Source organism: Actinoallomurus vinaceus, assembly GCF_039542055.1.
Classification (GTDB): domain Bacteria; phylum Actinomycetota; class Actinomycetes; order Streptosporangiales; family Streptosporangiaceae; genus Actinoallomurus; species Actinoallomurus vinaceus.
The window spans coordinates 179,398-203,940 of record NZ_BAABHK010000009.1 but is presented as its reverse complement, the minus strand read 5'-3'; the positions used below and the strand labels follow the sequence as shown (position 1 = coordinate 203,940).

Here is a 24,543-nt window from a genome sequence, read left to right as displayed (position 1 = left end):
GAAGGGTTCCGCTGCCAGTCACACGACGTCCCACATCGTGACGTTCGTATCCAGGGAAACGTGGTAATTAGCGTGCGCAGTCGTGATCACTTTCCGAAGCCCCGCCAGCTGTTCGGCCATGTCATGAGCGGCGGCCTTCCATTCGCCGTGAGCGATCCGGTACGCACGGGCGGCGTCGCCCTCCCACCGGACCAGCGACGCCTGAAGGTCACGGTCCAGGTCGGCCAGCGCTCGCCGTACCGCCTCCAGCACCTGTCCGAAGCCAGCGGCGGCCTTCTCCATGGCCGCGAGCTCGGCCACGATCCGATCTCCCATGAACCTCAGCTCACGAATCAGCGCACGTATTGATTCCCGGTATCCAGCGGTCCGCCCGATCGGAGACTCGCTGCCTAGGGTCACATGATGTCATGACAGGTCAGTATCTGTCAGAGGGGGCGTCGTCATCCGATCAGCGCCTTTAGCATGGCCATTTCAGACCAGGTAACCGAAATGTCGAACATATCGTCAACCACGATGACTCACGGGGCAACTGGGTGGGGTGAGTGATTCGACGGCTTGGCGGTTCGTGTCTGTTCGTCTGTTTCTGTTGTTGGCTGGTCTTGGACGGTCGCCCGTGGCGCTCGGGTGGGCGGCGGTTCCACAGGCCGCTCGGGGTCTTCTTTCTGGGGTTGTCGGGGTTGTTGGTGCTGGTCAGCCCGATTTCGGCAGGGCGCATAGCCGGTGCCAGCAGGTGAGGAATGCCTCCTTCCAGGGCCAGGTGGCGCTGATCTTCAGCGTCCGCTGCCGGGCGTGGTGGACGAGGCGTGCGGGTAGGTGCCACGGGCAGTACCGCATGGTGGCGGATTCGGCGCGGGCGGGTCGCGGGGATCTGACCGATCGCCTCGGCCAGCACGGCCAGATGATCGGCCACATCGCCTGAGCCGGCGTTCCCCGGTCTCCCCAACATCGCCAGGCACTCGGCGGTGTTGGTTCACCAGCCGCCAGTGGATGGAACCCGAAACCCTTCTTGAAGGTGGCGGCCGCGCCCTGCTTGGCCGAATGCGCCGTGATCAACGTGGCGTCGATGTCGATCACGATCCAGCCGCACAGCGGCTTGCCCGCCACCCGCAGCCACGGGAACCCCATCTGGCCAGCCTCGATCAGCTTCCACACCTGCGCACGGACCCGGGCGCGCGCCCTGGCCACGCGAGTCACCGTGATCGGATCGCAGGTCTCTCCCAGCACGCGCCGCACCGTCGAGTCCGACGGCGGATCCCCGAACACCTCGGCCTCGTGGGCAGCAACGCGATCTGCCGCATGCTGGTGGCCCCGAGCGCGATCGTGACCGCCAGCTGCACCAGCACCACGCTGACAGTCCCACACCGCAGACCGCTCCACCCGCGCCAACGCTGACCCCAGCACACCCGTCAACCCGGTCTGATCAGCGCATTTACGCAGCAGCACCGCGCCCGCATACCCGACGGCCCTTACCGGTCCCAGCCACAGACGGCCGGTGGTCCCATCGCGTACTGTTCACCCGAAGGTGCACCCGTTCCCGCACAAGATCTGACTTCAGCAATCGGATCCTCGCAGGCCAGGTGCACCTTCCGCGCGTAAACGATCAATCACGGCGTTGATCGGTGAATACCCGAGGTCAGCAGTGCGGATGTGCAGCGGAAGATCTCGTCTTATGCCACTACGCACTATCCCAGAAAAGAACGTGACCGCTCGTGACCTCCCGCACGATGGATGCGCAGGCCAAGGCGACCCCCAAGGCCCGACTCGACCGATCCCCGCTCATGCCCCGGCCGATGGCCGGGACGCACCCGTGTCCCGGTCGGACGTGCCGCCGCGCATGGCCGTCTTCCAACCGGGCGCCGTACGAGGGCCGGCCGACAACTTGACCGGATGAAGCGGACAAACGGGATCAGCACGGCCTGGTCATGTGAACTGAGCCCCTTGGCGCTCTAGCCTTTGACGGGTGGAAGCCGAGGAGACAGAGATGTCCAACGCCCCCGACGACCCCGGGCACCGCCCCCCACCCCCCCGCCAGGGCGACCCCCAGCCCTACCAGGGCGATCCCCAGCCGTATCAAGGCCCTCCTCAGCCGCACGCCGGTGGACAACCACCGTACGGCCCATACGCGCCGCCACCCCCGAACCAGCCCCCGGTGCCCGCAGGCCCTTGGCAAGGCACGCCTCCGGGCTTTGATCCGTATCCACCGCCCCCGCCGAGGTACCAGCCCCGCCCCGTCGGTAAGGGCTTCATGGGAGCGCTGCTGGACTTCAACTTCAACCATATGGTCACGCCCAGGCTGATCAAAGTGATCTACATCGCCGCGTTCCTACTCGTCAGCCTGACCTCGCTCTTCGTGTTGCTGGTCGGCCTGTGGGCGCTGCAGTTCAGCTGGGGCAAGTACTTCGGCATATTCCTGGTCCCAGCCGCTCCTCTGCTGTGGTTGTTCGAAATCGTCGGCGTGCGCATCACCCTTGAGTTCGCGATCAACCAGTTCAAGATCACCGAGCATCTGAAGGCAATACGAGAACGGGAGGAACTGCGCTGATCGCCGTTTCCCTCCGTGGTGAGCACGTTAGGCTCTCGGAGGCACCTACTGACGGGGCGAGGAACGGGTAGTGGCGGGCATCGAAGGGCCGTCCGAGACACGGCGCGAGGATTTCGAGACACGCCGGGACACCGTTCCATCCCAAAACGACCCGTCCAGCTTCACCCGTCGTGACAGCGATGCGCCCGGCCCGTCGCTCGTCCGGCTTCCCGCCGACCTCGCCGACCGCTTCACCGTCCTCGGCGAACTCCCCGCTCAGGGGGCCGAATCCGACCTGCTGCACGTCCGCGACGCCGTGGGCACGGAGCTCGTCGTCAAAATCTTCCGGCGGGGCTTCACGGCCGACCGTTCGGTGTGGCGGGAAGTGCCGACGCTCGACTCCCCGCATGTCGTGCGCATCATCGATACCGGACACGCGGAGGGACGCGACTACGAGGTCATCGAGTACGTCCCGGAGGGCAACCTGCGGGTACTCGGCGCCCAACTGCCCCCCGCCCTCGTCGCTGAGGTCGTCGCACAGCTCGCGGCCGGGCTGGACCGGCTGCACGCGGCCGGGATCGTGCACCGCGACCTGAAGCCGGAGAACGTCCTGGTTCGCGGGACCACTCCACTCCGTCTCGCCATCACCGACTTCGGTCTGAGCCGAGTGATCGAGCAGAGCGTCGTGTTCGCGTCCTCGTCACGCACTCTCGCGTACGCCGCGCCGGAGTCGCTGTCCGGCCAGGTCTCCCCCGCCCGCGACTGGTGGTCGCTCGGCATCATCGCGCGCGAGCTGCTGACCGGCCGTACCCCGTTCGCGGGCATGAGCGAGACGGCGGTCGTCGACCATCTCGCGACCCGCACCATCGACTGCGACGACATCGCCGACCCGCGGATGCGCCTCCTCTGTCGGGGCCTGCTGACCCGGGACCCACGTCGGCGATGGGGCGGCGAAGAGGTCAGGCAGTGGCTCGACGGAGCGAGTCCGGCGGTAGCCCCGCCGACCCCGCTCAGCACGTCGCCGCTCACCGCGGGCACCGCTGCGGGCGCGCTGGCCTTCGGCGGCCGGACGTACACCGACCGCGGCGAGCTGGCACGCGCGTTGCTCACCGACTGGGAGTCCGCGGCACGCTACTTCTTCGGAACGATGTACACCCCTGTCGGCCCGAGCGAAGCATGGCAGGCACTACGCGGCTGGCTGAACGGCTTCGAAGACGACCCGGAAGGCCGCATCCGCCTCATCGACGAGCGCCTGACCGGCGACCACTCGCCCGATGTCAAGCTGCTGTACCTGCTGCGCTGGCTAGATCCCACCCTCGAGCCCCACTTCCTCGGGCTGCGCCTGCTCCCGGACGACCTCCCGGTCCTCGCGGCCATCGTCAACGATCAGCACCATCCGGACCACCGCACGGCGGCGAGCACGGCCCGGGCCCTGTGGGAGGATCGGCTGCTCCCCGTCCTCGCCGGCTTCTCCGGGACCGAGGAACTGACAGCCATCGACCATCGCTGGCAGGGGCTGGTGACGTCCTGGAACCGGCAGGCGGAATGGCTGCGTTCTCAGCTCCCCCGATCCGCCGGCCGCCTTCCCGACGCCGGAACGAGAGGCCTGGACGAACCCCCGGTGGTGCTGGCCACCCTGCTCGCCCTCGCCGGTCGGCCTGACCAGGCGGAGGAATCACTGGCCACGGCAGCCGGTCGTGCCCGCGACTCGGTGCGGGAACCGGTCCCCTGGTTCTCCTGGCTCTCCGACCAGGCAGGCGACGATGCTCTCCGGCTGTTCGCGCTGGTTCGGGCAGCCCCGGACGCGGTACTGGAGGTCGAGGCCGCAGCTCGCCAGAGATACGAGTCGGAACAGCGAGCCGCCGAGGGACACCGGCGCTGGGAGGAACGCGAACGGCATCGGCTGTCCGGACGCCGGGCGGCCGTGATCCGCGCCATCCTGTGGACACTCCCGCTGGCCGTCCTCTGGATCGGCGGCAGTTGGGTGATCTTGAGTATCGTCCGGCTGGCATCTTCCGAGCGGGGCAGCCAAGCGGTCGACATTTCCTCCTTCACTGCGCCATTTCTCGCGATCGGTGCCATTGCCTGGGCCGTCGAGGCTGGATCCGAAGTCTTCCTCGCGTCAAAGCTGGGTGCCGACTACACGGCCTCCGGGCCGTGGTCAGGACTGGCAAAAATCTTCGGTTCGACGAGTCGGGTATTGTCCGGTGCTTCTCAGGCGGTGTCTCAGAGGAGCCGGAGAACCGGCGACCGCGGCTGCGGGCTCGCGGTTCTGCTCTGCGTCCTACCTCTCCTCATGCTTCTCATTCTGATCCCCGCATTGATCGCCGTCTCGTGGCTGCTCTGGCTGGCGGTGCTGGTACTGGTCCCGCTCGGGCACGTCGTCATGGTGGGGGTACGCATGCAGCGCTGGTGGCAGGCACATGAACGGGCTCGGGAACAGGCTGTAGGAGGACGACTGTGAGCAGCGGTGTCGAGGCGGACATCGCCCTGGACGCGGCGGTGATCGCGTCTCTCGGGCTCGTGCGGGTAATGGGGGGTGCGGCCGGCCTTGCGGCGGCCGGGGCTGGCGCGCTCGCCGCTCTCGCGGAGGGGCGTGCCGAAGTGCGGGCGCAAGAACTACAGGAGGCGCAGGAGCTGGAGAAGGCGGTGGGCGAGGCGCTGGACAGGAGCGCCCGGATCGCCGCGCTGGCGCAAGCGGCTCGCCGCCACGGCGTAGCCGTCGAACTCCCTGTTCCAGTGGAGGTCTCCGGCCGCTCCGCCGAGGAGCTCGCCGCATGGATCACCGAGACCGATACACGGATCGCGGTGGCTGAGGAGTCGCTGGCGGAGGCGATCGCCGAGGCCGCCGCCGGGCGTATCTTCGACGCCCTCTCGACATCGATTCGGGCGAAACCGGCGGACGGCCGGTCGGCGGCCGCCCCTCCTCCCACGGCGTCCCCGGCCGACCTCACCCGTCTCCTCAAACGACTGGCGCCGGACGCCACCGATGAGGATCGGCAAGCCGTTACCGAGGCCGCGGAACAGGCCGCGGACGCGTCCACCGTGTCAGAGGCCGAAGGACGGCTCACCGAGGTCCGGATCCGTATCCAGGAGGCGAACGAACGGGCCCGTGAGCGCCGTGACGGAAGGACCGCCGCGCTGCGGTTCCTTCGAGAGCTGGAGGCGCATCCGGCCGCGGAAGACGTACGAGTCCGGCTCCGCGAGGTCGCGGACGGCATGCGTCTCTTCGACGAGGAGCTGCGTACCGAGGCCGTTCGTCTCGTCGAGGACGTTCAGCGGCAGGCCGAGCAGGAGTACGTCGCCACGGTGCTTCGCGAAGCGTTCGGCGCGCTGGGCTACGAGGTCGGCGACGGCTTCGAGACGCTCACCGCTCAGGACGGTGAGGCGGTGCTCACGCGAGGCGACTGGCCGCAGCACGCCGTCAAGGTCCGCGTCGACGACGCGCGGCAGGTGCGGATGGCGCTGCTGCGGACCGAACCGGCGGAGAGCGACGAGCAGCGGCGTCTCGACGTCGAGCGGGAGGAGCAGTGGTGCGCCTCCTTCGACGCAGCCAGAGAACGCCTGGCCGAGGCCGGCGTCCATGCTGACGTACGGTGGCGCGTCGAGCCGGGTACGCAGCGTCTCCCGGTCACACAGCGCCGGCGCTCAGGTCGGCAGCAAGACGAACGCCGTCATGAACTCGGCAGGTGAGGCTGCTGGCGGACAACACGGCCCGACGGCAGCCCACTAATGGTCGGCCCAGCGGACCCCATCGCCCAGCAAGCAACCGAATTGGCTGCTCGCCGAGGCAGACGGCCAGCCCCTCCCCTGCTTCTCCACATTCGACCCGTCCATCCTGCCGGAACTCACTTCTCGCGCCATTCCGCCTGATCCCTCAGCGCCCGCAGGTCCTCACTCATTCGGAACATGACGACGACGTATTCCAGCGCGACGCGCACCGCCGTGATTTCTCCGACCCACACGGCAGGGGTGCTGAGCATCATGACCCAGCCCGCGAAAGGCCACAGGTGGCCGCCTGCCATCCAGTGCCCGGTCAGGAACCAGAAACAGCACTGCATTGACGCCAGGACGAGCGTTGCACCGTAGGCGGCCCGCACGAGATGCGCCGTCGCGTAATTCTCAAAGCGGGTATCAAGCAGGGCGCCAAGAAATGTCATCCGTCGTTCCGGCACGTCGCTCCTCACAGCTTCGACCAGATCGCCACGAGCACGAACATGGCCAGCGCCTTCACACCGACCACCGCCCCGGCCCGCCCAGTTCCTCCCAACTGGGCAGGTACGCATCCGGCACCGTGGTCTCCGCGGGACCCGCAGTGCTCTGCCTCACGCGTCCGGCGTGCCAGCGGCGGAGGCGAACACCCGCCATGACCACGCCCGCCGCTGGGAGGGCCGTCATCACCAGGCGGAACGCCAGGGGCATCCACCAGCCCATCGTGAGCAGGCCGAACAATGCCGCAGGCCCAGACAACACGAGCAGGCAGCCGACCGCATCGAACGGCACCGCCCGGCGCATCCACGGCACCACCCGCCCAATACGAAGCCGCGTCACCAAGATCCACTCCCACGGCCCCAGCACCGCATACTCCGCCTCCTGGATGAGAGCGAGCGCCAGCTCACACGCCAGCATCACCGCCCAGCCGACCAACGCCCAGACGGCCAGGCTCATCAGCCAGCCCGCGCCCAGCCACACGGGCGACATCAGCCCCGTCCACCAGACAGCGCGGCCCGCCGCCCGCACACGCTCACTCCACATCGCGGTCACCCCCGCCCGACTCGCGTCCTTCGCCGTGTCGCTTGTTCTCATCGACCGCCGCGTGCTCACGCACCAGCGTCGTGGCCAAATCCGCATCACCCAACCCTGCGAAGCCCGCGCCCAAGAACCACTATGAGCCGACGACGACCGCCCGCCGCTGTCCCCGGCATTCGGTCCAGGCCGCCTACACATCGCCCACCGCGCGACTCGCATTGACCAGGTCCGCCGCGCTGACCGCAGCGCCATCCAGTACGCGCGCGCAAAGGCCGACGGCGTATAGGCAAGAAAGAGACCGTTGGAGTGCAGGTCCCTCATACCCGCACCCCAACGGCCCAACATCCCGGTCGCCCAACCGGGACGGTAGGCGCGCGACGGCTGAATGACGGTTGCGAGATTCCGTCCCGTGCCGCGCACCCACGTCGACGACGTCGCTTCGAGCCGCCTCAGGATTGCCGTCTTCCGGATATCGCTCGATCAAATGATCTGGGTCGATCAGTTCCGCAGCTTTGTCCGGATGTCTGGTTGTTGGAAGCGCGAGCGCATCGAGCAGTCCCCGGTACTCGTTCTCGATGCTGGTGCGACCGCCGCTTGCCCGTACGCCGCAGCGTGTTGGCTCGCGCTGATCCGCTGTAGAAGCCGAGTCACGGACTGGTCGTCGATCACCAAGCACTCGGCGGTAACGGCCGAGAACGCGGTGAACGTTCGCCGCCAAGCCGACCAGATGATGACCCAGCCAGGGCACCTGCTCTCCAGACTGGCGGCGATCTCCGCAGCGCGGAAATTCCGTTGAGGCTGATACGGCTCGGGGGGACGCGCGTGAATAGCGTGCTTAGCGCTCACGCGTGCACTCCCAGCACTCGCCGTATGGCGACTATGATGTTGCCCTTATCGCTAGCTCTTCCGATCGCGTCGCCCCATGACCAGTAGAGCCACCAGACGCCAGCGAGTTCGCGACAACTGATCTCTTCGGACAATTGCCGCGCTTCCGGATTTACCAGCACCAGAACGGGCGGACTCGATCGAGTGGTTTGGATGACTCGGCAGGCGAGCCCGACCGTCTCGGCCTCCCGCTTCAGTTCATTTAGTAACTGGAGCGCCATTCCCATCGTCGTTTCGTCGTCCATATCGCGGCTCCTGACACGCGGTTAGCCGATGTCTGAGATGCTGGCCTCAGCCTCCTACGGTAGCTCCCTCTTGGCAAGTCCCCGATGGCAACTTCCCGAAAGGTTCCATATGTCTGTTCGCCCCAGTCCGACCGTCCGGGCTCGTCGTCTGCGTTACGAACTCCGGCGCATCCGCGAGGAACGCGGCCTGACCATCGACGACGTCGTACGCCAGGCAGGCGGGGACTGGAGCGCTTCGGCTCTCAGCCGCTGGGAGACCGGCGAACGCCGGATACGGCCGGTCGATCTACGCGCGCTGCTCGACCTCTACGACATTCAAGACGAGCACCGCGAAGTGCTCCTGACGTTCGCCCGGCAAGCCCGCGAGAAGGGATGGTGGCACTCGTTCGGCGGAGCCATCCCGTCCTGGTTCGAGTTCTACATTGGGCTCGAAACCGAAGCCACGTCCATCCACGTCTACGAGGCTGAGTTGGTTCACGGCTTGCTTCAGACGCCGGAGTACTACCGCGCCTTCCTACGCGTCGGTCCCGCCGCTGCCCAGGCGGAGGAGATCGAACGCAAGATCGCCGTTCGGACGGCACGTCAGGAGCGCCTGACAAGTGACGACCCGCCGAAGTACTGGGCCGTGTTGAACGAAGCCGTCATCCGGCGCGTCGTCGGAGGCTCCGAGACGATGCGCACACAGCTGCAGCACATCGCGAAGATGGCCGAGCTGCCGCACGTCGACGTCCAAGTGCTCCCCTTCAAAGCTGGAGCGCACCCCGCGATGGACGGATCGTTCGAGATCCTTGGCTTTCCGGAACCGGCAGACCCCGATGTCGTGTACTTGGAGAGCCAGACAGGCAGCCTCTACCTTGAGAAGGAAGCAGAGCTTCAGCGGTACACGACGATGTTCACAGCTATGATCGCTAAGGCACTCGATCCAGACGAGTCCCGAGCACTGATCGCCCAGGTGGCGAGCGAGTTCTAGAACGAAGGATGTGCGAGATGCCCACGCAAACGGACCTATCTCGCGCCCTATGGCGTAAGAGCCGTCGCAGCAACAATGGCGGCTCATGCGTCGAGGTGGCCGCCGTCGACCTATCAGGATCCGCCCCTTCCACCGCAGTAGAGCGGTAACGACCGCCGGGACACACCGTTGAAATGGCCCGTAGGACCTTTCGAGGTTCTACGGGCCACGCCTGCTGTGACGACTTTCCCTAGAGGGTCGAGGGAGACGCCCTACGGGCATCCCCCGATCGGGGTAGCGGCTACCGCGTCAGGCCTGGCCGCGCTTGGCGCGGGCGCGGGTGCGCTCGCGTTCCTTCGAGTCGAGGATGACCTTGCGCAGCCGGATCGCGGCGGGGGTCAGCTCGACGCATTCGTCGTCGGCGACGAACTCCAGGGCGGCCTCCAGGCTGAGGACGCGCGGCGGGGTGAGCCGCTCGAACGTCTCCGCCGTCGAGGACCGGATGTTCGTCTTCTGCTTCTCCTTGGTGATGTTGACGTCCATGTCGTCGGCGCGGGAGTTCTCCCCGACGATCATTCCTTCGTACACCTCGGCGCCGGGCTCGACGAAGAGCGAACCGCGCTCCTGCAGGTTGAACATCGCGTATGCGGTCGCGGCACCGACCCGGTCGGAGACCAGCGAGCCCGTCGGCCGGGTGCGCAGCTCACCGAACCAGGGCTCGTAGCCCTCGAAGACCTGGTGCGCGATGCCCGTACCGCGCGTCTCGGTGAGGAACTCGGTGCGGAATCCGATCAGTCCACGGGCCGGGACCACGAACTCCATCCGGATCCAGCCGGTGCCGTGGTTGGTCATCTGCTCCATGCGGCCCTTGCGGACGGCGAGCAGCTGGGTGATCGCGCCGAGGTACTCCTCCGGAGCGTCGACGGTGAGGCGCTCGACGGGCTCGTGCAGCTTCCCGTCGATCTCCTTGGTGACGACGCGGGGCTTGCCGATCGTGAGCTCGTAGCCCTCCCGGCGCATGGTCTCGACCAGGATGGCCAGCGCGAGCTCGCCGCGGCCCTGGACCTCCCAGGAGTCCGGGCGGTCGGTCGGCAGCACACGGATGGAGACGTTGCCGATGAGCTCGCGGTCGAGCCGGTCCTTGACCAGCCGGGCGGTGACCTTGGTGCCCTTCTCGCGGCCGGCCAGCGGACCGGTGTTCGTGCCGAGGGTCATCGAGATGGCCGGCTCGTCAACCGTGATGAACGGCAGCGGGCGCGGGTCCTCCGGGTCGGCGAGGGTGTCACCGATCATGATGTCCGGAATGCCGGCGATGGCGATGATGTCGCCCGGCCCGGCTTGTTCGGCCGCCTTACGCTCCAGCGCCTCCGTCATCAGCAGCTCGGTGATCTTGACGCGCTCGATGGTGCCGTCGTGCTTGCACCAGGCGACCTGCTGCCCCTTCTTGATCACACCGGCGTGCACCCGGCACAGCGCGATACGGCCGAGGTAGGAGCTGGCGTCGAGGTTGGTCACGTGCGCCTGTAGCGGTGTGTTCGGGTCGTACGCCGGCGCGGGAATCGTCCCCCGGATGACCTGGAACAGCGGCTCAAGGTCCTCGGCGTCCGGCAGCCCGCCGTCCGCGGGCTTGTTGAGACTCGCCCGCCCGGCCTTCGCCGAGGCGTACACGATCGGGAAGTCGATCTGGTCCTCGGACGCGTCGAGGTCCATGAACAGCTCGTACGTCTCGTCGACCACTTCGGAGATGCGGGCGTCCGGCCGGTCGACCTTGTTGACCACGAGGATGACCGGCAGCTTGGCAGCAAGGGCCTTGCGCAGGACGAACCGGGTCTGCGGCAGCGGCCCCTCGGAGGCGTCGACGAGGAGGACCACGCCGTCGACCATCGACAGGCCGCGCTCGACCTCACCGCCGAAGTCGGCGTGGCCGGGGGTGTCGATGATGTTGATCGTCATGCCCCCGTGCAGCACGGCGGTGTTCTTCGCGAGAATGGTGATGCCCTTCTCGCGTTCGAGGTCGTTGGAGTCCATGACCCGCTCGTCGACGTCCTGGTTCTCACGGAACGCGCCGGACTGCCAGAGCATGGCGTCAACGAGCGTCGTCTTGCCGTGGTCGACGTGAGCGACGATCGCGACGTTACGGAGATCGTCCCGAGTGGCGATGGGCATACGTGCGGGTCTCGCTTCGTGGTGTGGGAGTCGCCGCGGGATCCGCGCGGCGTCATCCAGTCTACTTGGCTCGCAGAGGACACCGATCGGGCAGCCGTCCGGCCCGTTTTCCGAGCGGAATGTCATGGCAACCGAATCACGGGACGCCGCGTCAAACCATGGGTGGGACGCCCCGATCCTGGCCGGAGCATTCACCGGGGCGTCCCGCCCTATCGATCTTGCACACCCTGCCGTCGCGCCGCATCATGGGTCGTCCGTGAGTGCGAGGAGCGTACGTGAGCCACTGGACGGTGCCGGGCTACACCGAACTCGGCGAACTCGGCTCCGGCGGCTTCGGACGGGTCGTACTGGCCCGTCATGACGATTCCGGCACCACCGTCGCCATCAAGTACCTGGATGCCGAACGGCTTGGCGGTGAGGCCTTCTTCGCCCGGTTCCGGGACGAGGCACGTGTCCTGGCGATGCTGGACAGCCCGCACGTGACCCGGTTGTACGAGTACGTCGAGGGAGACGACCAGGCCGCGATCGTCATGGAGGCGGTCGACGGCGCGTCCCTCCGTGCGGTGCTGGACGCACACGGGCCGGCGGGGCCGGAGGCGGCCCTGTCGGTGCTGAGGGGTTCTCTGCTCGGACTCGCCGCGGCTCATGCCGCCTCGGTCGTGCACCGCGACTACAAGCCCGCGAACGTCCTGGTCCAGCAGGACGGCCAGAGCAAGGTCGCCGACTTCGGGATCGCCGTGTGGTCGGGGGAATCCAGCCGGCCGGCCGGCACGCCGTCCTACATGGCACCGGAGCAGTGGGAGGGCGGGCCGGCCGGTCCCGCGACCGATGTCTACGCGGCGACCTGCGTCTTCTTCGAGTGCGTCACGGGCCATCGGCCGTACGACGGCGATGATCAGGCGACGCTACGGCGTCAGCACCTGACGGCACCGGTTCCGCTCGACGATCTCCCCGAGGCGGTGCGGCCGCTCGTCACGCGCGGCATGGCGAAGGCCCCGGCCGATCGGCCACCGGGAGCGCTCGAGTTCGTGGCCGAGTTGGAGGCGGCGGCCAGAGAGACGTACGGCCCGGACTGGGAGCGCAACGGCCGGAGGCGCCTCGCCGAGGCCGTCGCGGGGCTGGCCGTGCTGCTGCCCTTCGCCTTCCTTCTCGGCACCGCCCCAGGCGGTGTCGGCGCGGGCGGCGGAGGAGCCGGGGCGGGCGCGGGCAGCGGAGGCACCGGTCCCGGTATCGGTGCCCCGGGCGCAAGGATCGGCCGAACGACGGGCCGAAGATTGCTGGGCAAGACAGGTACCAAGGTAACGATCGCGATCACGGGCGCAGCGATCATCGGTGCTGCAGGGACTGTCGTGCTAATGCCTAAGGAGAAGCGACACCATCAGCCGCCTCCGACGCACGCGGCAACGCCTCTAACAATCTCGTACGTTCCCCTGCACCAGCGGTTCACGAAGCCGGCGTTCGACATCATGGGCAAGTACGTAAAGGTCGGCGGGCTGCCGAACCCGACGATCGAACGGGAGGTCAACCGCTTTCTGCGGTTGCCCTTGGACCAGCAGATGGAGCGGTATCGGACGCACAGCGCTGCGACGCCGATATCGGAGCAACGAAAGGTCACAACGACGATCGAAGTTGGATTGCGGGGCCCTCACCTGCTGTCGGTGCGCTACCGGTTCGAGGCGGCCGGTATGGCGATGGGCGATCGCGTGGAGAGCTTCGTGTCTCGTTCGGTGACCGTGAATCTGACGACAGGTCGACGTCTTCGCGCACAGGACATCCTCCGACCAGAGGTACTGACTCCATCAGGCGTGAGGCGCCTAATTCAGCGCATCGGCAGGCTGTCCCCTGGCGGTTCCTTGTGTGAAGGCGGAAAAATATGGTCCCCGCGGCTGTCCCCCGCCGGAATCGACAGCGACGATAAGGACGTGCGATACCTCGACCTGCTGCCCACGGCGACCGGGATCGAGTTCAACGTGTTGCTGTACATGATGGGCTACGATATGGCGTGCGCCGAATCATTCGTGTCGGTCCCGTACGCCAAACTGTCCGATCTCGTCGTCCCGGCGTTTCGGGCTGACGCCCAACGTTCGGCGAGTGCCCTTCCGGTGCCCTCACCATCGTGAGCCCCGGCGATGCTTCTCAGCCCGGGTCTCTCACTCCGGTCCACCGAGATGCCGCTCGACGGTCTGCACCTTCGCGTTGAGGCCGTCCGTGACGCCCACGCGGATGTCCGCCTTCAGGACCAGGCTGACGCGGGGCGCGCGGGCGGCCACGGCGTCGACGGCTCGCTTGACGACCTCCATCACCTCGTCCCATTCGCCCTCAATGCTGGTGAACATGGCGTCGGTGCGGTTGGGCAGCCCGCTTTCCCGCACGACCCGGACGGCCTCGGCGACGTGTTCACCTACCGACTCTCCGACGCCGAGCGGGGTGACCGAGAAAGCGACGATCATCGGAGCTCCTTCAGGTAGCGGCGTACGGCCTCGACCACGGGTACATCGGCCGGCAGCCATGGCACGTCGGCCAGTTCGGCTTCGGCGAGCCAGCGCAGCTCAGAGTGCTCGAGAGCGCGCGCCTCGCCGCGTACGACCGTCGCCGTCCAGACTCGCATGACCATCCCGTTGTGCAGTCGGCAGTCCTCACCGATGCGCCGGCCGATCGCCACGTCGATCCCGAGCTCCTCACGGCATTCCCGGACAAGGGCGTCCGTCTCCGTCTCCCCTGGTTCGACCTTGCCGCCAGGGAACTCCCAGCCGCCGGACAACTCCGGCGGCTCGGCACGCTGGGCGGCCAGCAGCCGCCCCTCGTGAATGATCGCCGCTCCCACGACAACCGTCGGCGCGTCGCTCGGAGGAATCTCCACCTACAGCCTCTTCGTCGGACCGTTGTGACCGTTGTGGGCGGTCGGACGGGTGAAGCCCACAGCACCACCAGGGTAGGTCTTGTAGTTCTGGAACTTGATCACGTCGCCGGTATGGGGTGCGACGACCATGATTCCCTTCTGCGGGTTGTAGACCATTCCGACGTGGCCGGGACCGGTGTGACCGGGCTTGTAGTCGAAGAACACCAGGTCGCCGGGCTGCTCCTGCCCCTTGGGAATGGAGGCACCCCACCAGTACTGCTCGTCGGACAGGCGGGGAATGCTGACTCCCGCGGACCTGTACGCGAACATCGTGTAGCTGGAGCAGTCGTACCCGTTCGGCCCCATCCCGCCGAAAATGTAGGGCTTGCCGATCTGGGCCTTGGCCCAGGTCAGGACCTTGGCGATGACCTCGTTCGGCGCGGCGGGCGCACCGTTCATGTCAACGCAGGTCGGTCCGTTGGCCTGGGTGACGTCGAAGCTGCCGCCGGCGTACCGCTTGGCCCATGACAAGACGTCGTTGACGTACTGCACCGAATGGTTGTAGGCGAAGACCGCTGTTCGGGTCCGGGTCGGCGCACCACTGTGCTTGAGATAGTTGGCCGCGCCGGGAATCGCATCCGCCGGGTCGTACCTGTCCCTCTTGTGGTCGCCGTCGCCATCGATCCCGAATGACGCCCAGGTGCCGGGCATGAACTGCATCGGGCCACCGGCTCCCACCGAGTTACTGCCGCTGTGGACGCCGGGAAGGTTCGACCGCCCGTGATCGGTCTCGATCTTGCCGATGCCGGCCAGCAGGTTCCAGGGAACGCCGTACTGCTGACCGGCTTTCTTGTAGAGCTGCAGATAGTTCGACGGAATGCCATTGGCATCGCCGGACTGCTGCGGCTGGGAGGCGGCACCGGAGGTGTCCGTGCAGTCGCCGCCTCCACCCGCGCTTTGATAGAGCGTGTTCGCGCCGAAGAAGAGCGGGATCGCCACCAGGCTCATGAAGAAGAGCGCTGCGGCGCCTCCGGCGATGATGATCGGTAGGCGGACCGATCCCTGGTCCGACAGTTCGAAATGACGAAGAGAGATAATGCGACGGCCGCCGTTACGGCCACCGAAGCCGACGCCGCTCGTCAGCTGCCGGCGAAGCCTCATCTCCCACCTCTCTAGTTGTCGCCCTCATCCGCTGGCCGGAACGCGTACACCACCCAGCCCCCACCGGACCTCGTCGTCGTGACGGCGTACTGCTCGGTCTTGTCGCTGGTCTTTCCTCCCTTCGTGATGTGCTGCGTACCGGTCACCACGAAGATGAGCTGGTCCTTGCTGAAGAAGCGAAGCGAGTCGAGCCGTGCGTCCGAGGTGGAGACCTCCTGGTCCTGCTGACGCTGCTGCAGCGTGGCCGGGGTCGGCTGCAGTTGGGGCGCCAGTTCTGCGGTCACCAGACTCTGTAGCCGGCCGAGGTAGGCCTTGGGATCCTCGTCGTACCGATAGGTGCCATACGCGATGGTGAAGCGACGTGCCACATCAGCCGCCGTCTTGAAGTCGTTCTGCGAGAACGGCAGCATCGAGTAGATGTCGTACGAGCCGGGCGACGGCGGTGGCCCGGTCGGAACGGGTGCCAGCGTCGACGGTACGGCCGACGGGGAGGGCGACGTGGCCGCCCTCCCCCCAGCCTTGCTCTTGTGTCCACCGCTTCCGGTGCCGATGGTCAGGATCACTCCGGCCGCGACAAGGAGCACCACCAGCGCGGCGAACAGGAACTTCCGCTGGCGGTCGGTCAGGTCCATCGGCCCCTCATCGTTCGTCGTCACCGTCTTCGTGCTTCACCGGGCGTAGCCAGAACGGCATGGACGGGCCGTCATCCCGCGACCTGCCCGACCACAGCGGCGGCGGCGCCTTCCGCTCGGAAGGGCTCTCCTCACGCCGGTTGGCCGCGGACGCCGAGTCGGGCCTGGCTCCGGGCGCTGCTCCGCGCGCCGGAGAATTCTTCTGCCGCTCCCCCGAACCACCGGAGTCTCGTCGCGGAGTCGTACGGCCGCCGGACCCGCCGCCGAACCAGCTCCGGCCACCGCCACCGGCACCGCCGCTCGCCGCGCCGTCGTTCCCGCCGCCGGGCCTGCCGCCGCCACTCTCGCCTCCACCAGCCGGTCTGCGAGGCGGTGTGCGGATACCAGACCCTTGTCCCGCGCCGGTCTTCCCGGCAGCACCCCAGCTCGGGCCGGTCGGCGCCGCAGGCGGACGCGAACCTCCGCCTCCCGCGGCAGCGCTCGGACGCCGCTCCTCGCGCGCCGGTGAATCCGTCGGCGGGCGCGGAGCCGGCGGACGGACCCCTCCAGCCGATCCGGAGGGGCGCGAGCCCCACAGGCTGCCGCCGTTCGCCCTTCCGACCGGCGGTGATGCGGCGGCCTGAGCGCGGGGGGAGAGGTTCAAAGGAGGAGCGCTGCCTCGCGCCGCACCGGCGGCCTTCGCCGCGAGCTGGGTGGCTCGCCCACGGCGGTCGGATGCGCCGACCACCTCACGACCCGCCGTGTCGAAGTCGGCCGATTCGTCGCCCCTGAGCGCGGGTGCGCCCGCAAGGTTGCCGGAGTCACGCTTGCCCCAGCGACCGAGCCGGTAGCCCGCCGCTCCGGGAACGGCCGCGGTCGCGACCGCAGTGGTCCGCTTCCGCGTCTCCCGGATCGCCTCCTCGACATACTGTTCGCCCTTGCGAGAGCCGACGGCCGAGTAACCGACCGCGGCGAACAGGTGCTGGAACGGCTTCCGATAGACGAAGGCCGCCAGGGTGACCAGGGAGATCAACAGGATCTGCAGACCCCAAGGAAGGCTCTCGGCCATGACCAACCCGTAACACCACAGCAGGAGAGCCAACACACCGATCAGCGCCGCCTGCTTCAACAGGGTCGACAGGAGCAGCTCGAACCAGCGCACCGCGATGACTCGACCGATTCCGGGATGAATACCGATGCCCAAGAAGATCGGCCCCGCGACGAGAAGCAGCAGGAATGAGATCTTCAAGATGATCAGCATGACCGAGACCACTAGGACCAACAAACCGGCGACCAGGGCGGCGAACAGGGCTCCGAATCCGACCGCGAGGCGCGACTGCCAGTCCTTCCCTTGGAATAGGGGGTACACCTCCTGATGGTGGCCCTTGACATCGTTCGCAACAGCTTTGTAGATATCAGCCTTTTGGTCAAGATCTTTCTTATCGCCGCCTTTACTCTCGGCGAGGTTACGCTCATGTAGGTCAAACGCCTGGGAAGACAAGAGCTTCGCCGCTTCGTCTCGAACGGTCTTGTCCTTGGGATCGTCGGTGCCGAACTCGCCCATCAGCCATGGCTTACAAACGAGCGTTACCCAAAGCCCGTTGGCGTTACGCGTCACGGCATCGTTGGAGACGGGTTGCGGCGTATTCGGCCCAGGTGGGATGCAGGTGCTGCTGCCATCACTCTGCGGAAGAGCGGCGTTGAACGCCGCGGTCGCCCCGTTCGAGACTTTCGTTCCCAATGTAGTGAAGTCGCCTGGCCTGCCGACCAACCAAATCAATGCGACCATCGCCAGGACCATCCAGATGGTACCTTCCGCCACCCGACTGGCCCGCCGACGAATCAATCCCCACCAGGCCAACCACAAGGCGCCAAGAATGACGACCCAGGACCAGTACTTGGCGCCGAAGGTATTTCCCATCCCTCGGATTACGCCGTCGACCGTCTTCTTCAACCATCCCAGGAGGGACTCGGACGCCGCCGCCTGATAAATCGTGATGGTCGTCCGGTCTATCGCCTGAGCGAAGACGAACACCGTGTTCGCAATGTTGTTGCCGATCAGCGCCGGCACATCGGAACAGTTCATGTCCACCGCGTGCCATGACTGGCCGCGCGTTCCGTACCGATCGTAATAGGTGAGCTTCTCCGGTGGCGTCTTCTTCAGTTGGTCGCTCGGATAATTTGGAGGTTTGACCATGCCGTCGATCCCCGTACCATATTGCTCGGGAGCCGGATGGTCCGCGGGCGCGCACGCGTTGTTTGGGTCAGGGCCAACCGGATCGGCGCTCGCGATGCCCAAGGGGCTGAGGACGAACACGGCCATCAGGATGAGGATGAGGAGCGACCGGCGCTTCCCCCGTGGTCGGGCGGTTGCCGCTGTTCGTCGGCGGCGGATGCCTGGCACCCTCATCGGGGGACCTCCTGGGTGACCTCTGTGGCGGGGTCGCGGGGGGCGGTGGAGGGACGAGTTGGTCGCTCGTTCCCACTATGCGCGTCGGACGGCTCCTGCGCACCGGTTTCGCCGGGCTTGGAGCGTGTCGGGTTGGTGTCGAGCCAGCGGAGCAGTTCCTCGGAGACGAGGTCCACGCCGATGCGGCCGGCGCGGCCGTCGAGGTCGCGGAATATGCATTCGCCGTTGCCGAGGTTGCGCAGGACCGCGCGGTGCTCGTCGGAGTTCTCGACGCCGAGGAGGGCCATGACGTTGCCGACCTCGTTGCGTTCGGTCGAGCGGAACGAGTAGACGGATGAGAGGCAGTTGGTCACCTGTTCGTTCAGCAGGTCACCGGCGTTCTGCGAGACGAGGATCAGGGCGGTGTTGCGGGAGCGGCCCATCCGGGAGACCTCGGGGATCAGCTTGGCGCCCTCGGGCGTCTGCGTGATCGCCCACGCCTCGTCTAGGAAGATCGTCTTCGGGAGGTGGCGGTCCAGGCCGTGCATCAGGCGGCGGGCGAACTGCGACACGAGGTACATCAGGGCCACGGAGAGCCGCTGCTCGTACGAGTAGTCCTCGCGGTTGATCGCGACGTCCGGCAGGGTGAGGCCGCCGAGGGTGAAGACGGTCGTCCAGCCGGCCGTGTCGATCCGTTCGCCGCCGGACGGGTCGAAGCAGAGCCGGGCGAGGCGCATCTCCGACATGGACCGCAGGACGGCGCCCAGGTTCTTCGACGCGGGGTCCTCGGAGGCGTCGAGGTAGTCGACGACCTTGCCGAGAGACGGCTGTGGCTGGTTGGCGACCGCGCCGACCGCCTGGATCATGGCGGACTCGCGCTCTTCGGACATGCGTGGGAGCAGCAGCCGGAGCGTCTCGGTCGCCATGGTCTTCTTGGCGGCGAGGTCGTCGCCGAAGCTGAACGGGTCGAGCAGGCCGGGAGCGGCCGAGCCCAGCGGCAGGGTGCGGGCGCGGCGTCCGCGTCGGCGCAGGAGCTCGACGAGGGACTCCGCGTCGCCCTTCGGGTCGATCGCCGCGATCGTCACCCCGCGCAGCGCCATCTGGTACAGCAGCAGGAGCGCGAGCGTCGTCTTTCCGCCGCCGGGCTCGCCGGTGATCGCGACGGCGGTGGGGCGGTTGCGGGCGGCGGCGACGAGAGGGTCGAAGTGCACGATGGAACGGGCGCGGCCGAGGGTCTCCCCGATGTACGGCCCGACCCAACCGGAGGAGGTGTCGTCCCTCCGGTCCCCCAGGTCGACCGTTGCGGTGGGCATGCCGCCCGCGATCGTCCGGAGCGGCTGCCGCTGGGCGTAGGCGTTGACGCGGATCCGGTCGCCGGGCAGCGACTCGCAGAACAGCGAGAACTGGTCGCCGGTCGAGCAGACGATGTCGATGCCGAGGTCGCGGTAGTGCTCGACGACCGCGTCGACGCGCTGCTGCAGGAGCTCCTCGGTCGGCGCGGAGACGATGAGCCGGTGCCAGCCGTACACGAACGGCAGGCGCTCCTTGGTGATGCCGTGCTCGAGCATGCGCGCGGCGTCGATCTGTTCCGCCAGCGCGATGGGGGCCTCGGCTCCCGCCTCCCGGATGTGCTGGTCCATGTCCCGGGCGTGGGCGAGCTTGCGGGAGACGTCCTTGGACGCCTTCGCGGGGGGTACGAGCTTCATCCGCGCCGACACCTCGACCGGGAACGGCAGCGCGTCGGCGAAGTGCATCCACGGCTCGCCGTCCGGGAAGGGCATCAGGTCGGGGAAGCGCGCGAAGGACAGGTATGCGACGTGTGACGATCCGCTCGGCTGCTCCATGCGGAGGTTCGAGCGGCCGTTGACGATCGTGCCCTCGACGAGGCTCTCGATCTCGCCGACACCCCAGGTGCGGCGGGGTGTGGCCGAAGGCGGCGGGTCGGTCAGGGCGCCGGTTGCCGCGTGCTGGAACAGCCAGGCGATCTCGGTGGACGAGGCGTGCCGGGCGTACAGCGCGCTGCCCCCGAGGGACCGGCCGAGCCGCTCGGCCTGTTCGGTCCAGCGGGCGATCTCCTTCTCCGGGATCGCGTCGTCGTGCAGGCCGAGGACCTCCTCGCTGCGCTTGTAGAGCCCGAAGAGCTGCTTGAACGCCCCGCCGGACAGCTGGGCGCCGACGCCGCGCTGGCCGAGGCGCACGCCGAGGTAGACCTCCTTGGTCCAGAAGTCCTTGGACCAGACGTGGGCGTACATCTCCTCGAGGTACTCGCGCCACCCGGGGCCGCCGTCGGAGGTCTCGTCCAGCGCGAGCGCCCATTCCGCCGCCGGGTAGGTGCGGTGCGCGATCCGCAGGTGGATCTCGGCGTCCTGCATGCGGATGCCGGCCATCGCGATGGTGATGTTGGTGGCGAGCGCCTCACGCTCTTCGTTCGTCGTGAATTCGTACGAGACCGTGGGCAGCCGGAAGTACGCCCAGGCGGCATTGTCGGTGAGGAGGATCCGGTCGTCGAAATACCGCACGGCCAGCCGGCTGCGGGCCTTGGATGCCTTGCTCATCGGTCACTCCCCGTCCTCACCGAACACGCTGATCGTGCACGGCCCGGTCGTCTCGCATCGCCGGCCCGTCGCCTGCGGGCCGCCTTCTCCGGGCCGACCCGCGGCACACCGCTCGACGGCGCATCCCGCCGCACCGGGTGAACGTCCGCCCGACGCTGCCGGCTCATCGTGAGACCTCCTGCTGTGGGTAGCGGCCCGGCGTCTGGACAAGGCCGCCGGCGACGACGCCGCCGAGCGCGATGTACGCCTTCCGGGTGGGCGCTCGCAGGGAACGCAGCTCGTTGCGCGGGGCGCGGTCGAGGCTGAGATGGTCGTCCCAGGGGATGCGCACGAGCGCGCGGCACCGCCCGCGGGCCACCGCCTCGGCCTGTTCCACGTCGTCCATGCTGCGGCGGCTCACTCCGTTGATCACGGTGACGGCCCGGGAGCGCAGGTCCTCGTAGCCGTGGCCGTCGAGCCACTCGAAGGTCATGGCCACCGCCCGCGGCGCGTCGGAACTGGCCGGAGCGACCAGCACGATCTGGTCGGCGTACGGCAGCACGCGGGCGACCACGGCGGCCGCGGCGTCGAGCAGCGTGATCGAGTAGAACCGGTCGAGCGTCCGCATCGCGAGGGCGTAGTCGCGGTCGTCGAGGGCCTGGACCGGGTTCTTGCCGGCCGCGACGACCTCCAGCCCCGACTTGGAGATGGAGGTGTAGCGGCGCATCATCTGGTAGCCGGTGACCTGCTCGGCATGGGTGATCAGCGAGGTGAGCGTCTCCCGGGTCTCGGTCTTGGTGCGACGGGCCATGGCGCCCGGGCCGGGGTTGACGTCGACCGCCACGATCCGGTCGCCGCGGTGCTGGGCGAAGGTGTGACCGAGCATGAGGCCGGTGACCGTCTGCCCCGCGCCGCCGGTGCAGCCGAGCACGACGACACGCCGCGCGCCCGCGAACGCGGTCCGCACGCGCTGCTCGTAGTCGCCGTCGCCGCTGCCGCCACCCGAGAAGATCCGCCGGCGGCCGCGGCCGTCGTCGCGTCCCTCGTCCTCGTGCCCGGTCTGGGGCATCGGCCCGGGACGCACCGGTGAGGCGGGGCCGGAGCGAACGGCGCGGGGAGGCGACTCCGGTGATGCCGCCGCGGCGGCATCCGGCCGGCCTGGCCAGGCCTGCTGGTCCGCGCCCTGCCGTGGCGGCGTCGTGGGACGGGCGGGCCGCGCCGCCGGAACCTGCGCCGGCCTGGCCGGCTGCGTGCGAGGCGGCTGGGCGGGCGCCTGCGGCGAGGCCGGCCGCGGTGACGCGGCGGGCGGCGACGCATGCCCGGCCGCCGGAGCCCGTGGAGGTACGGGCGGCGTCGCCGGGCGGGACGGGAGTACTCCGGGCGCGGGCGGTGTCCACCCCGGTGCCGGGGTGGACGTCTCGCGGGCGGCCGGTGGCCGTGCCTCGCGGGGAGGAGTCGTCTCCTCCCCGTGCGACCGGCCTCGAGGGGCCGCCGCGGGCCTGCCCGGCCGGCCGGCAGAGGCGTCGCGCGATGGGGCGGACCCCGCGTCCGTCCGCGGCTGGGCGATGCCTTTCTCCGCCTGAGCCGAAGCGGCGGCCGCATCCGTCCGCGGTTGAGCCGTGCCCGGGTCCGTCCGCGGTTGGGGTATGCCCTTCTCCGCCTGAGGTGGAGCGGCGCCCGCGTCCGATCGCGGTTGAGCGGTGCTCGCGTCCGCCGGCGGTGGAGCGGCGGTGCCCGCGTCGGGACGCGGCGCGCGGCTGCGCCGGGACGGTGTCGGCCAGACGATCTGGTCGGTACGGGCCTCGGCGATGGCCTGCTCTTCGTCGCTCATCTCCGCCGCGCCGCGGTCCGCTGCCGGCTCGGCCGGTCGTTCGCCGCCGGGCCGTGCCGGTCCGCCGGTCCCGGTCGGCGGCTCGGCGGAGCCGTGGGCGGCGGGGTCGTCGGCGGGCCTGGCGTGCCGCCCGTGCGGCAGCGGGATCACGGGTGCCGGCGGCCTGCTCTGACCGGCCTGCTCAGGCACGGCGGGCCGGCCCGGCCGTCCGGGCTCACCGGTCTCGACCGGCCGGTCGGACCGGCCGGTCTCCGAGGGCCGCGCGGGCGTGGCGCCTCTCGGACGGGCTGTGCCGGGACCGCCTGGGGTGGTCGTGGGCGAGGTGCCGGGATGCGCCGCGGGTGACCTCGGCGGAGCGGCGTGCCGGCCGGCGGCAGGGGACTCGGCCGGCTTTGCCGCGGTGTCGGGGTGAGCCGGCGCGTTCGGGACGGCGGACGCGTCAGGGCGAGCGGGTGCGTCGGGACGCGTCAGTGCGTCGAGGCGTGCCGGTTCGTCCGGGCGTGCCGGCGCGTCGGGGCGAGCGGGGGTGGCCGGGCCGCCGGGCTTGGCCGTGGGTGTGTCCGAGGACCGCCCCGTTGACGCCGACGGCGGCAGGGTCGGCGTCGGCCGGGTGGTGGCCGCCGATGCCTCCGGCTCGTGGGAGGCGTTGCGCTGCCGGGTCACGCGGCGTGGCGCATCGGGCTCTCGCCCCGGCCCCTGGGGAGTGGTCTCGGGACGGCCCTCCGCGGGACGTCCGCGCTCGGTCGCGCGCCCGTCCGCGGTCTCCGGCTCGGCGGACGCCGGACCGGTGGCGTGGGCGGCCGGTGCGGCCGGGAGACCGGGCCGCGCCGGCGTGCCGGGCCGCGCGGGCGTGCCGGGCCTCCCGGGCGTGCCCGGTGCCGCGGGAGTATCGGACGCGGGCAGGCCGGGGACTGCGTGGGGCGCCGTGGGCTGAGGGCGGGGCGACCGGGTCGGCGTGGGCCGGGCGGCGGGCTCGGCGCGGACCGGCTGCGGCCGTGTCGGCTCGACGCGGGGCGAGGTGAGCCGGCGTCCGCCGAGCGCGGCCGGCGGCACGACCGCGGTGCCGTCGTGGGGTGTCGGTTGCAGGCTCGGCGCGGGCGGGCGCTGGGCGGCGGCGGGGCGGCGGGAGGCGCCGTGCGGCGCGGGTCCGGCACCGGCGCGCTCGGGCATCGGCGGGGCGGTCACCACCGGCGTCGCCGTGGCCTCCAGCGCGGGTGCGGGCTCGACCGGTTCGGCCGCCGGGCGGGCGGCGTGCACGCGCCGGCCGGACAGGTGGCCGCGCCGCCAAACGCGGCCGATGACGGCGACCTCGTCCGGCTCGTGGATGGGCGTCAACCGGGCCCAGGTGCGGGCCTCGGTGAGGTAGCGCATCTGGGAGATCAGCAGCTCGGTGAGGCGTTTGCCTTCGATGACGGGACGGGTGGCCAGCCAGGTCAGAACGCCGGGCGGCACGAGATAGACGACGTGCCACGGCGCGTGGAACGGCAGGCCGACCACCTGGAGCAGGACGATCCAGGGCAGGAAGATACCGACGAACACACCGATCTGCACCAGCGGCAACGGCATCGGCAGCCGCAGGTCGTAGAGCTTGTAAAGCCGCTTCTCGATGCGCCAGATGTTGGTGTACGTAGGCAGATCCACCCGGTCCCCACTCCCCTAATTG

The 24,543-nt window shown here is 68.9% G+C and carries 20 protein-coding genes; 7 read left to right on the top strand and 13 right to left on the bottom strand.

Translation table 11 applies throughout. The features are described from left to right. Nucleotides 1-18 precede the first annotated feature (18 nt). Both ABEA24_RS29830 and ABEA24_RS29825 read right to left on the bottom strand, forming a co-directional pair. A complete protein-coding gene (locus ABEA24_RS29830; RefSeq protein ID WP_345434489.1) occupies nt 19-300 on the bottom strand; it encodes a WXG100 family type VII secretion target in 282 nt (93 codons plus the stop codon). Between the two features lie 390 nt (nt 301-690). Continuing rightward, on the bottom strand, nt 691-1,443 hold the full coding sequence (locus ABEA24_RS29825; RefSeq protein ID WP_345434488.1) for a hypothetical protein: 753 nt from the start codon (nt 1,441-1,443) through the stop codon (nt 691-693). Nucleotides 1,444-2,245: 802 nt separating this feature from the next. Here ABEA24_RS29825 and ABEA24_RS29820 point away from each other — a divergent pair. From ABEA24_RS29820 to ABEA24_RS29810, 3 genes are all read left to right on the top strand, one after another. Further along, nucleotides 2,246-2,542 (top strand): DUF4282 domain-containing protein, encoded by a 297-nt coding sequence (locus tag ABEA24_RS29820; RefSeq protein WP_345434487.1) that lies wholly within the window; start codon nt 2,246-2,248, stop codon nt 2,540-2,542. A gap of 70 nt (nt 2,543-2,612) precedes the next feature. After that, on the top strand, nt 2,613-4,985 hold the full coding sequence (locus ABEA24_RS29815; protein WP_345434486.1) for a protein kinase domain-containing protein: 2,373 nt from the start codon (nt 2,613-2,615) through the stop codon (nt 4,983-4,985). Then, on the top strand, nt 4,982-6,214 hold the full coding sequence (locus tag ABEA24_RS29810; protein WP_345434485.1) for a coiled-coil domain-containing protein: 1,233 nt from the start codon (nt 4,982-4,984) through the stop codon (nt 6,212-6,214). The genes ABEA24_RS29815 and ABEA24_RS29810 overlap by 4 nt, the downstream gene beginning before the upstream one ends. A 155-nt stretch (nt 6,215-6,369) precedes the next feature. On the opposite strand, the gene ABEA24_RS29805 is transcribed toward ABEA24_RS29810, so the two are convergent. Continuing rightward, nucleotides 6,370-6,696 carry a DUF4282 domain-containing protein gene (locus ABEA24_RS29805; RefSeq protein WP_345434484.1) on the bottom strand — a complete coding sequence of 109 codons (327 nt, stop codon included), beginning with the start codon at nt 6,694-6,696 and terminating at the stop codon, nt 6,370-6,372. Between the two features lie 55 nt (nt 6,697-6,751). Beyond that, entirely contained in the window at nt 6,752-7,276 is a 525-nt protein-coding gene (locus ABEA24_RS29800; RefSeq protein ID WP_345434483.1) for a hypothetical protein, read from the bottom strand. Between the two features lie 403 nt (nt 7,277-7,679). On the opposite strand from ABEA24_RS29800, the gene ABEA24_RS29795 reads away from it, so the two are divergent. Then, entirely contained in the window at nt 7,680-8,066 is a 387-nt protein-coding gene (locus ABEA24_RS29795; protein WP_345434481.1) for a hypothetical protein, read from the top strand. Between the two features lie 46 nt (nt 8,067-8,112). On the opposite strand, the gene ABEA24_RS29790 is transcribed toward ABEA24_RS29795, so the two are convergent. Beyond that, complete coding sequence (locus ABEA24_RS29790) at nt 8,113-8,400, bottom strand: hypothetical protein (protein ID WP_345434480.1); 288 nt, start codon at nt 8,398-8,400, stop codon at nt 8,113-8,115. A gap of 109 nt (nt 8,401-8,509) precedes the next feature. On the opposite strand from ABEA24_RS29790, the gene ABEA24_RS29785 reads away from it, so the two are divergent. Both ABEA24_RS29785 and ABEA24_RS53725 read left to right on the top strand, forming a co-directional pair. Beyond that, nucleotides 8,510-9,370, top strand: a complete 861-nt coding sequence (locus ABEA24_RS29785) for a helix-turn-helix domain-containing protein (RefSeq protein ID WP_345434479.1) — start codon at nt 8,510-8,512, stop codon at nt 9,368-9,370. Nucleotides 9,371-9,378: 8 nt separating this feature from the next. After that, on the top strand, nt 9,379-9,519 hold the full coding sequence (locus ABEA24_RS53725; RefSeq protein ID WP_425551246.1) for a DUF397 domain-containing protein: 141 nt from the start codon (nt 9,379-9,381) through the stop codon (nt 9,517-9,519). A 139-nt stretch (nt 9,520-9,658) separates the two neighbouring features. On the opposite strand, the gene typA is transcribed toward ABEA24_RS53725, so the two are convergent. Next, on the bottom strand, nt 9,659-11,515 hold the full coding sequence (typA, locus tag ABEA24_RS29780) for a translational GTPase TypA (RefSeq protein ID WP_345434478.1): 1,857 nt from the start codon (nt 11,513-11,515) through the stop codon (nt 9,659-9,661). A 275-nt stretch (nt 11,516-11,790) separates the two neighbouring features. Here typA and ABEA24_RS29775 point away from each other — a divergent pair, with 275 nt between their 5' ends. Next, nucleotides 11,791-13,635: a serine/threonine-protein kinase gene (locus tag ABEA24_RS29775; RefSeq protein WP_345434477.1), complete on the top strand. Its 1,845-nt coding sequence runs from the start codon at nt 11,791-11,793 to the stop codon at nt 13,633-13,635. 30 nt (nt 13,636-13,665) lie between these two features. On the opposite strand, the gene ABEA24_RS29770 is transcribed toward ABEA24_RS29775, so the two are convergent. The 7 genes from ABEA24_RS29770 to ABEA24_RS29740 all read right to left on the bottom strand — a co-directional run bounded on the left by ABEA24_RS29770 (nt 13,666) and on the right by ABEA24_RS29740 (nt 24,521). Beyond that, complete coding sequence (locus tag ABEA24_RS29770) at nt 13,666-13,965, bottom strand: MTH1187 family thiamine-binding protein (RefSeq protein ID WP_345434476.1); 300 nt, start codon at nt 13,963-13,965, stop codon at nt 13,666-13,668. Then, entirely contained in the window at nt 13,962-14,375 is a 414-nt protein-coding gene (locus tag ABEA24_RS29765) for a (deoxy)nucleoside triphosphate pyrophosphohydrolase (protein ID WP_345434475.1), read from the bottom strand. The genes ABEA24_RS29770 and ABEA24_RS29765 overlap by 4 nt, the downstream gene beginning before the upstream one ends. After that, nucleotides 14,376-15,515, bottom strand: coding sequence for a C40 family peptidase (locus tag ABEA24_RS29760; RefSeq protein WP_345434474.1), 1,140 nt, complete (start codon nt 15,513-15,515; stop codon nt 14,376-14,378). Nucleotides 15,516-15,526: 11 nt separating this feature from the next. Next, nucleotides 15,527-16,147 carry a hypothetical protein gene (locus ABEA24_RS29755; RefSeq protein WP_345434473.1) on the bottom strand — a complete coding sequence of 207 codons (621 nt, stop codon included), beginning with the start codon at nt 16,145-16,147 and terminating at the stop codon, nt 15,527-15,529. Between the two features lie 7 nt (nt 16,148-16,154). Continuing rightward, nucleotides 16,155-18,449, bottom strand: coding sequence for a type IV secretion system protein (locus ABEA24_RS29750; RefSeq protein ID WP_345434472.1), 2,295 nt, complete (start codon nt 18,447-18,449; stop codon nt 16,155-16,157). A gap of 83 nt (nt 18,450-18,532) precedes the next feature. After that, nucleotides 18,533-21,070, bottom strand: a complete 2,538-nt coding sequence (locus ABEA24_RS29745) for an ATP-binding protein (protein ID WP_345434471.1) — start codon at nt 21,068-21,070, stop codon at nt 18,533-18,535. A 163-nt stretch (nt 21,071-21,233) separates the two neighbouring features. Then, nucleotides 21,234-24,521, bottom strand: coding sequence for a TcpE family conjugal transfer membrane protein (locus ABEA24_RS29740; protein WP_345434470.1), 3,288 nt, complete (start codon nt 24,519-24,521; stop codon nt 21,234-21,236). Nucleotides 24,522-24,543: the final 22 nt, after the last annotated feature.

Excerpts from the sequence above, each read along its gene's own strand:
- ABEA24_RS29820 (WP_345434487.1), top strand. The coding sequence starts at position 2,246 with ATGGGAGCGCTGCTGGACTTCAACTTCAACCATATGGTCACGCCCAGG.
- ABEA24_RS29800 (WP_345434483.1), bottom strand. The coding sequence starts at position 7,276 with ATGTGGAGTGAGCGTGTGCGGGCGGCGGGCCGCGCTGTCTGGTGGACG.
- ABEA24_RS29790 (WP_345434480.1), bottom strand. The coding sequence starts at position 8,400 with ATGGACGACGAAACGACGATGGGAATGGCGCTCCAGTTACTAAATGAA.
- ABEA24_RS29785 (WP_345434479.1), top strand. The coding sequence starts at position 8,510 with ATGTCTGTTCGCCCCAGTCCGACCGTCCGGGCTCGTCGTCTGCGTTAC.
- ABEA24_RS53725 (WP_425551246.1), top strand. The coding sequence starts at position 9,379 with ATGTGCGAGATGCCCACGCAAACGGACCTATCTCGCGCCCTATGGCGT.
- typA (WP_345434478.1), bottom strand. The coding sequence starts at position 11,515 with ATGCCCATCGCCACTCGGGACGATCTCCGTAACGTCGCGATCGTCGCT.
- ABEA24_RS29770 (WP_345434476.1), bottom strand. The coding sequence starts at position 13,965 with ATGATCGTCGCTTTCTCGGTCACCCCGCTCGGCGTCGGAGAGTCGGTA.
- ABEA24_RS29760 (WP_345434474.1), bottom strand. The coding sequence starts at position 15,515 with ATGAGGCTTCGCCGGCAGCTGACGAGCGGCGTCGGCTTCGGTGGCCGT.
- ABEA24_RS29755 (WP_345434473.1), bottom strand. The coding sequence starts at position 16,147 with ATGGACCTGACCGACCGCCAGCGGAAGTTCCTGTTCGCCGCGCTGGTG.
- ABEA24_RS29750 (WP_345434472.1), bottom strand. The coding sequence starts at position 18,449 with ATGGCCGTGTTCGTCCTCAGCCCCTTGGGCATCGCGAGCGCCGATCCG.
- ABEA24_RS29745 (WP_345434471.1), bottom strand. The coding sequence starts at position 21,070 with ATGAGCAAGGCATCCAAGGCCCGCAGCCGGCTGGCCGTGCGGTATTTC.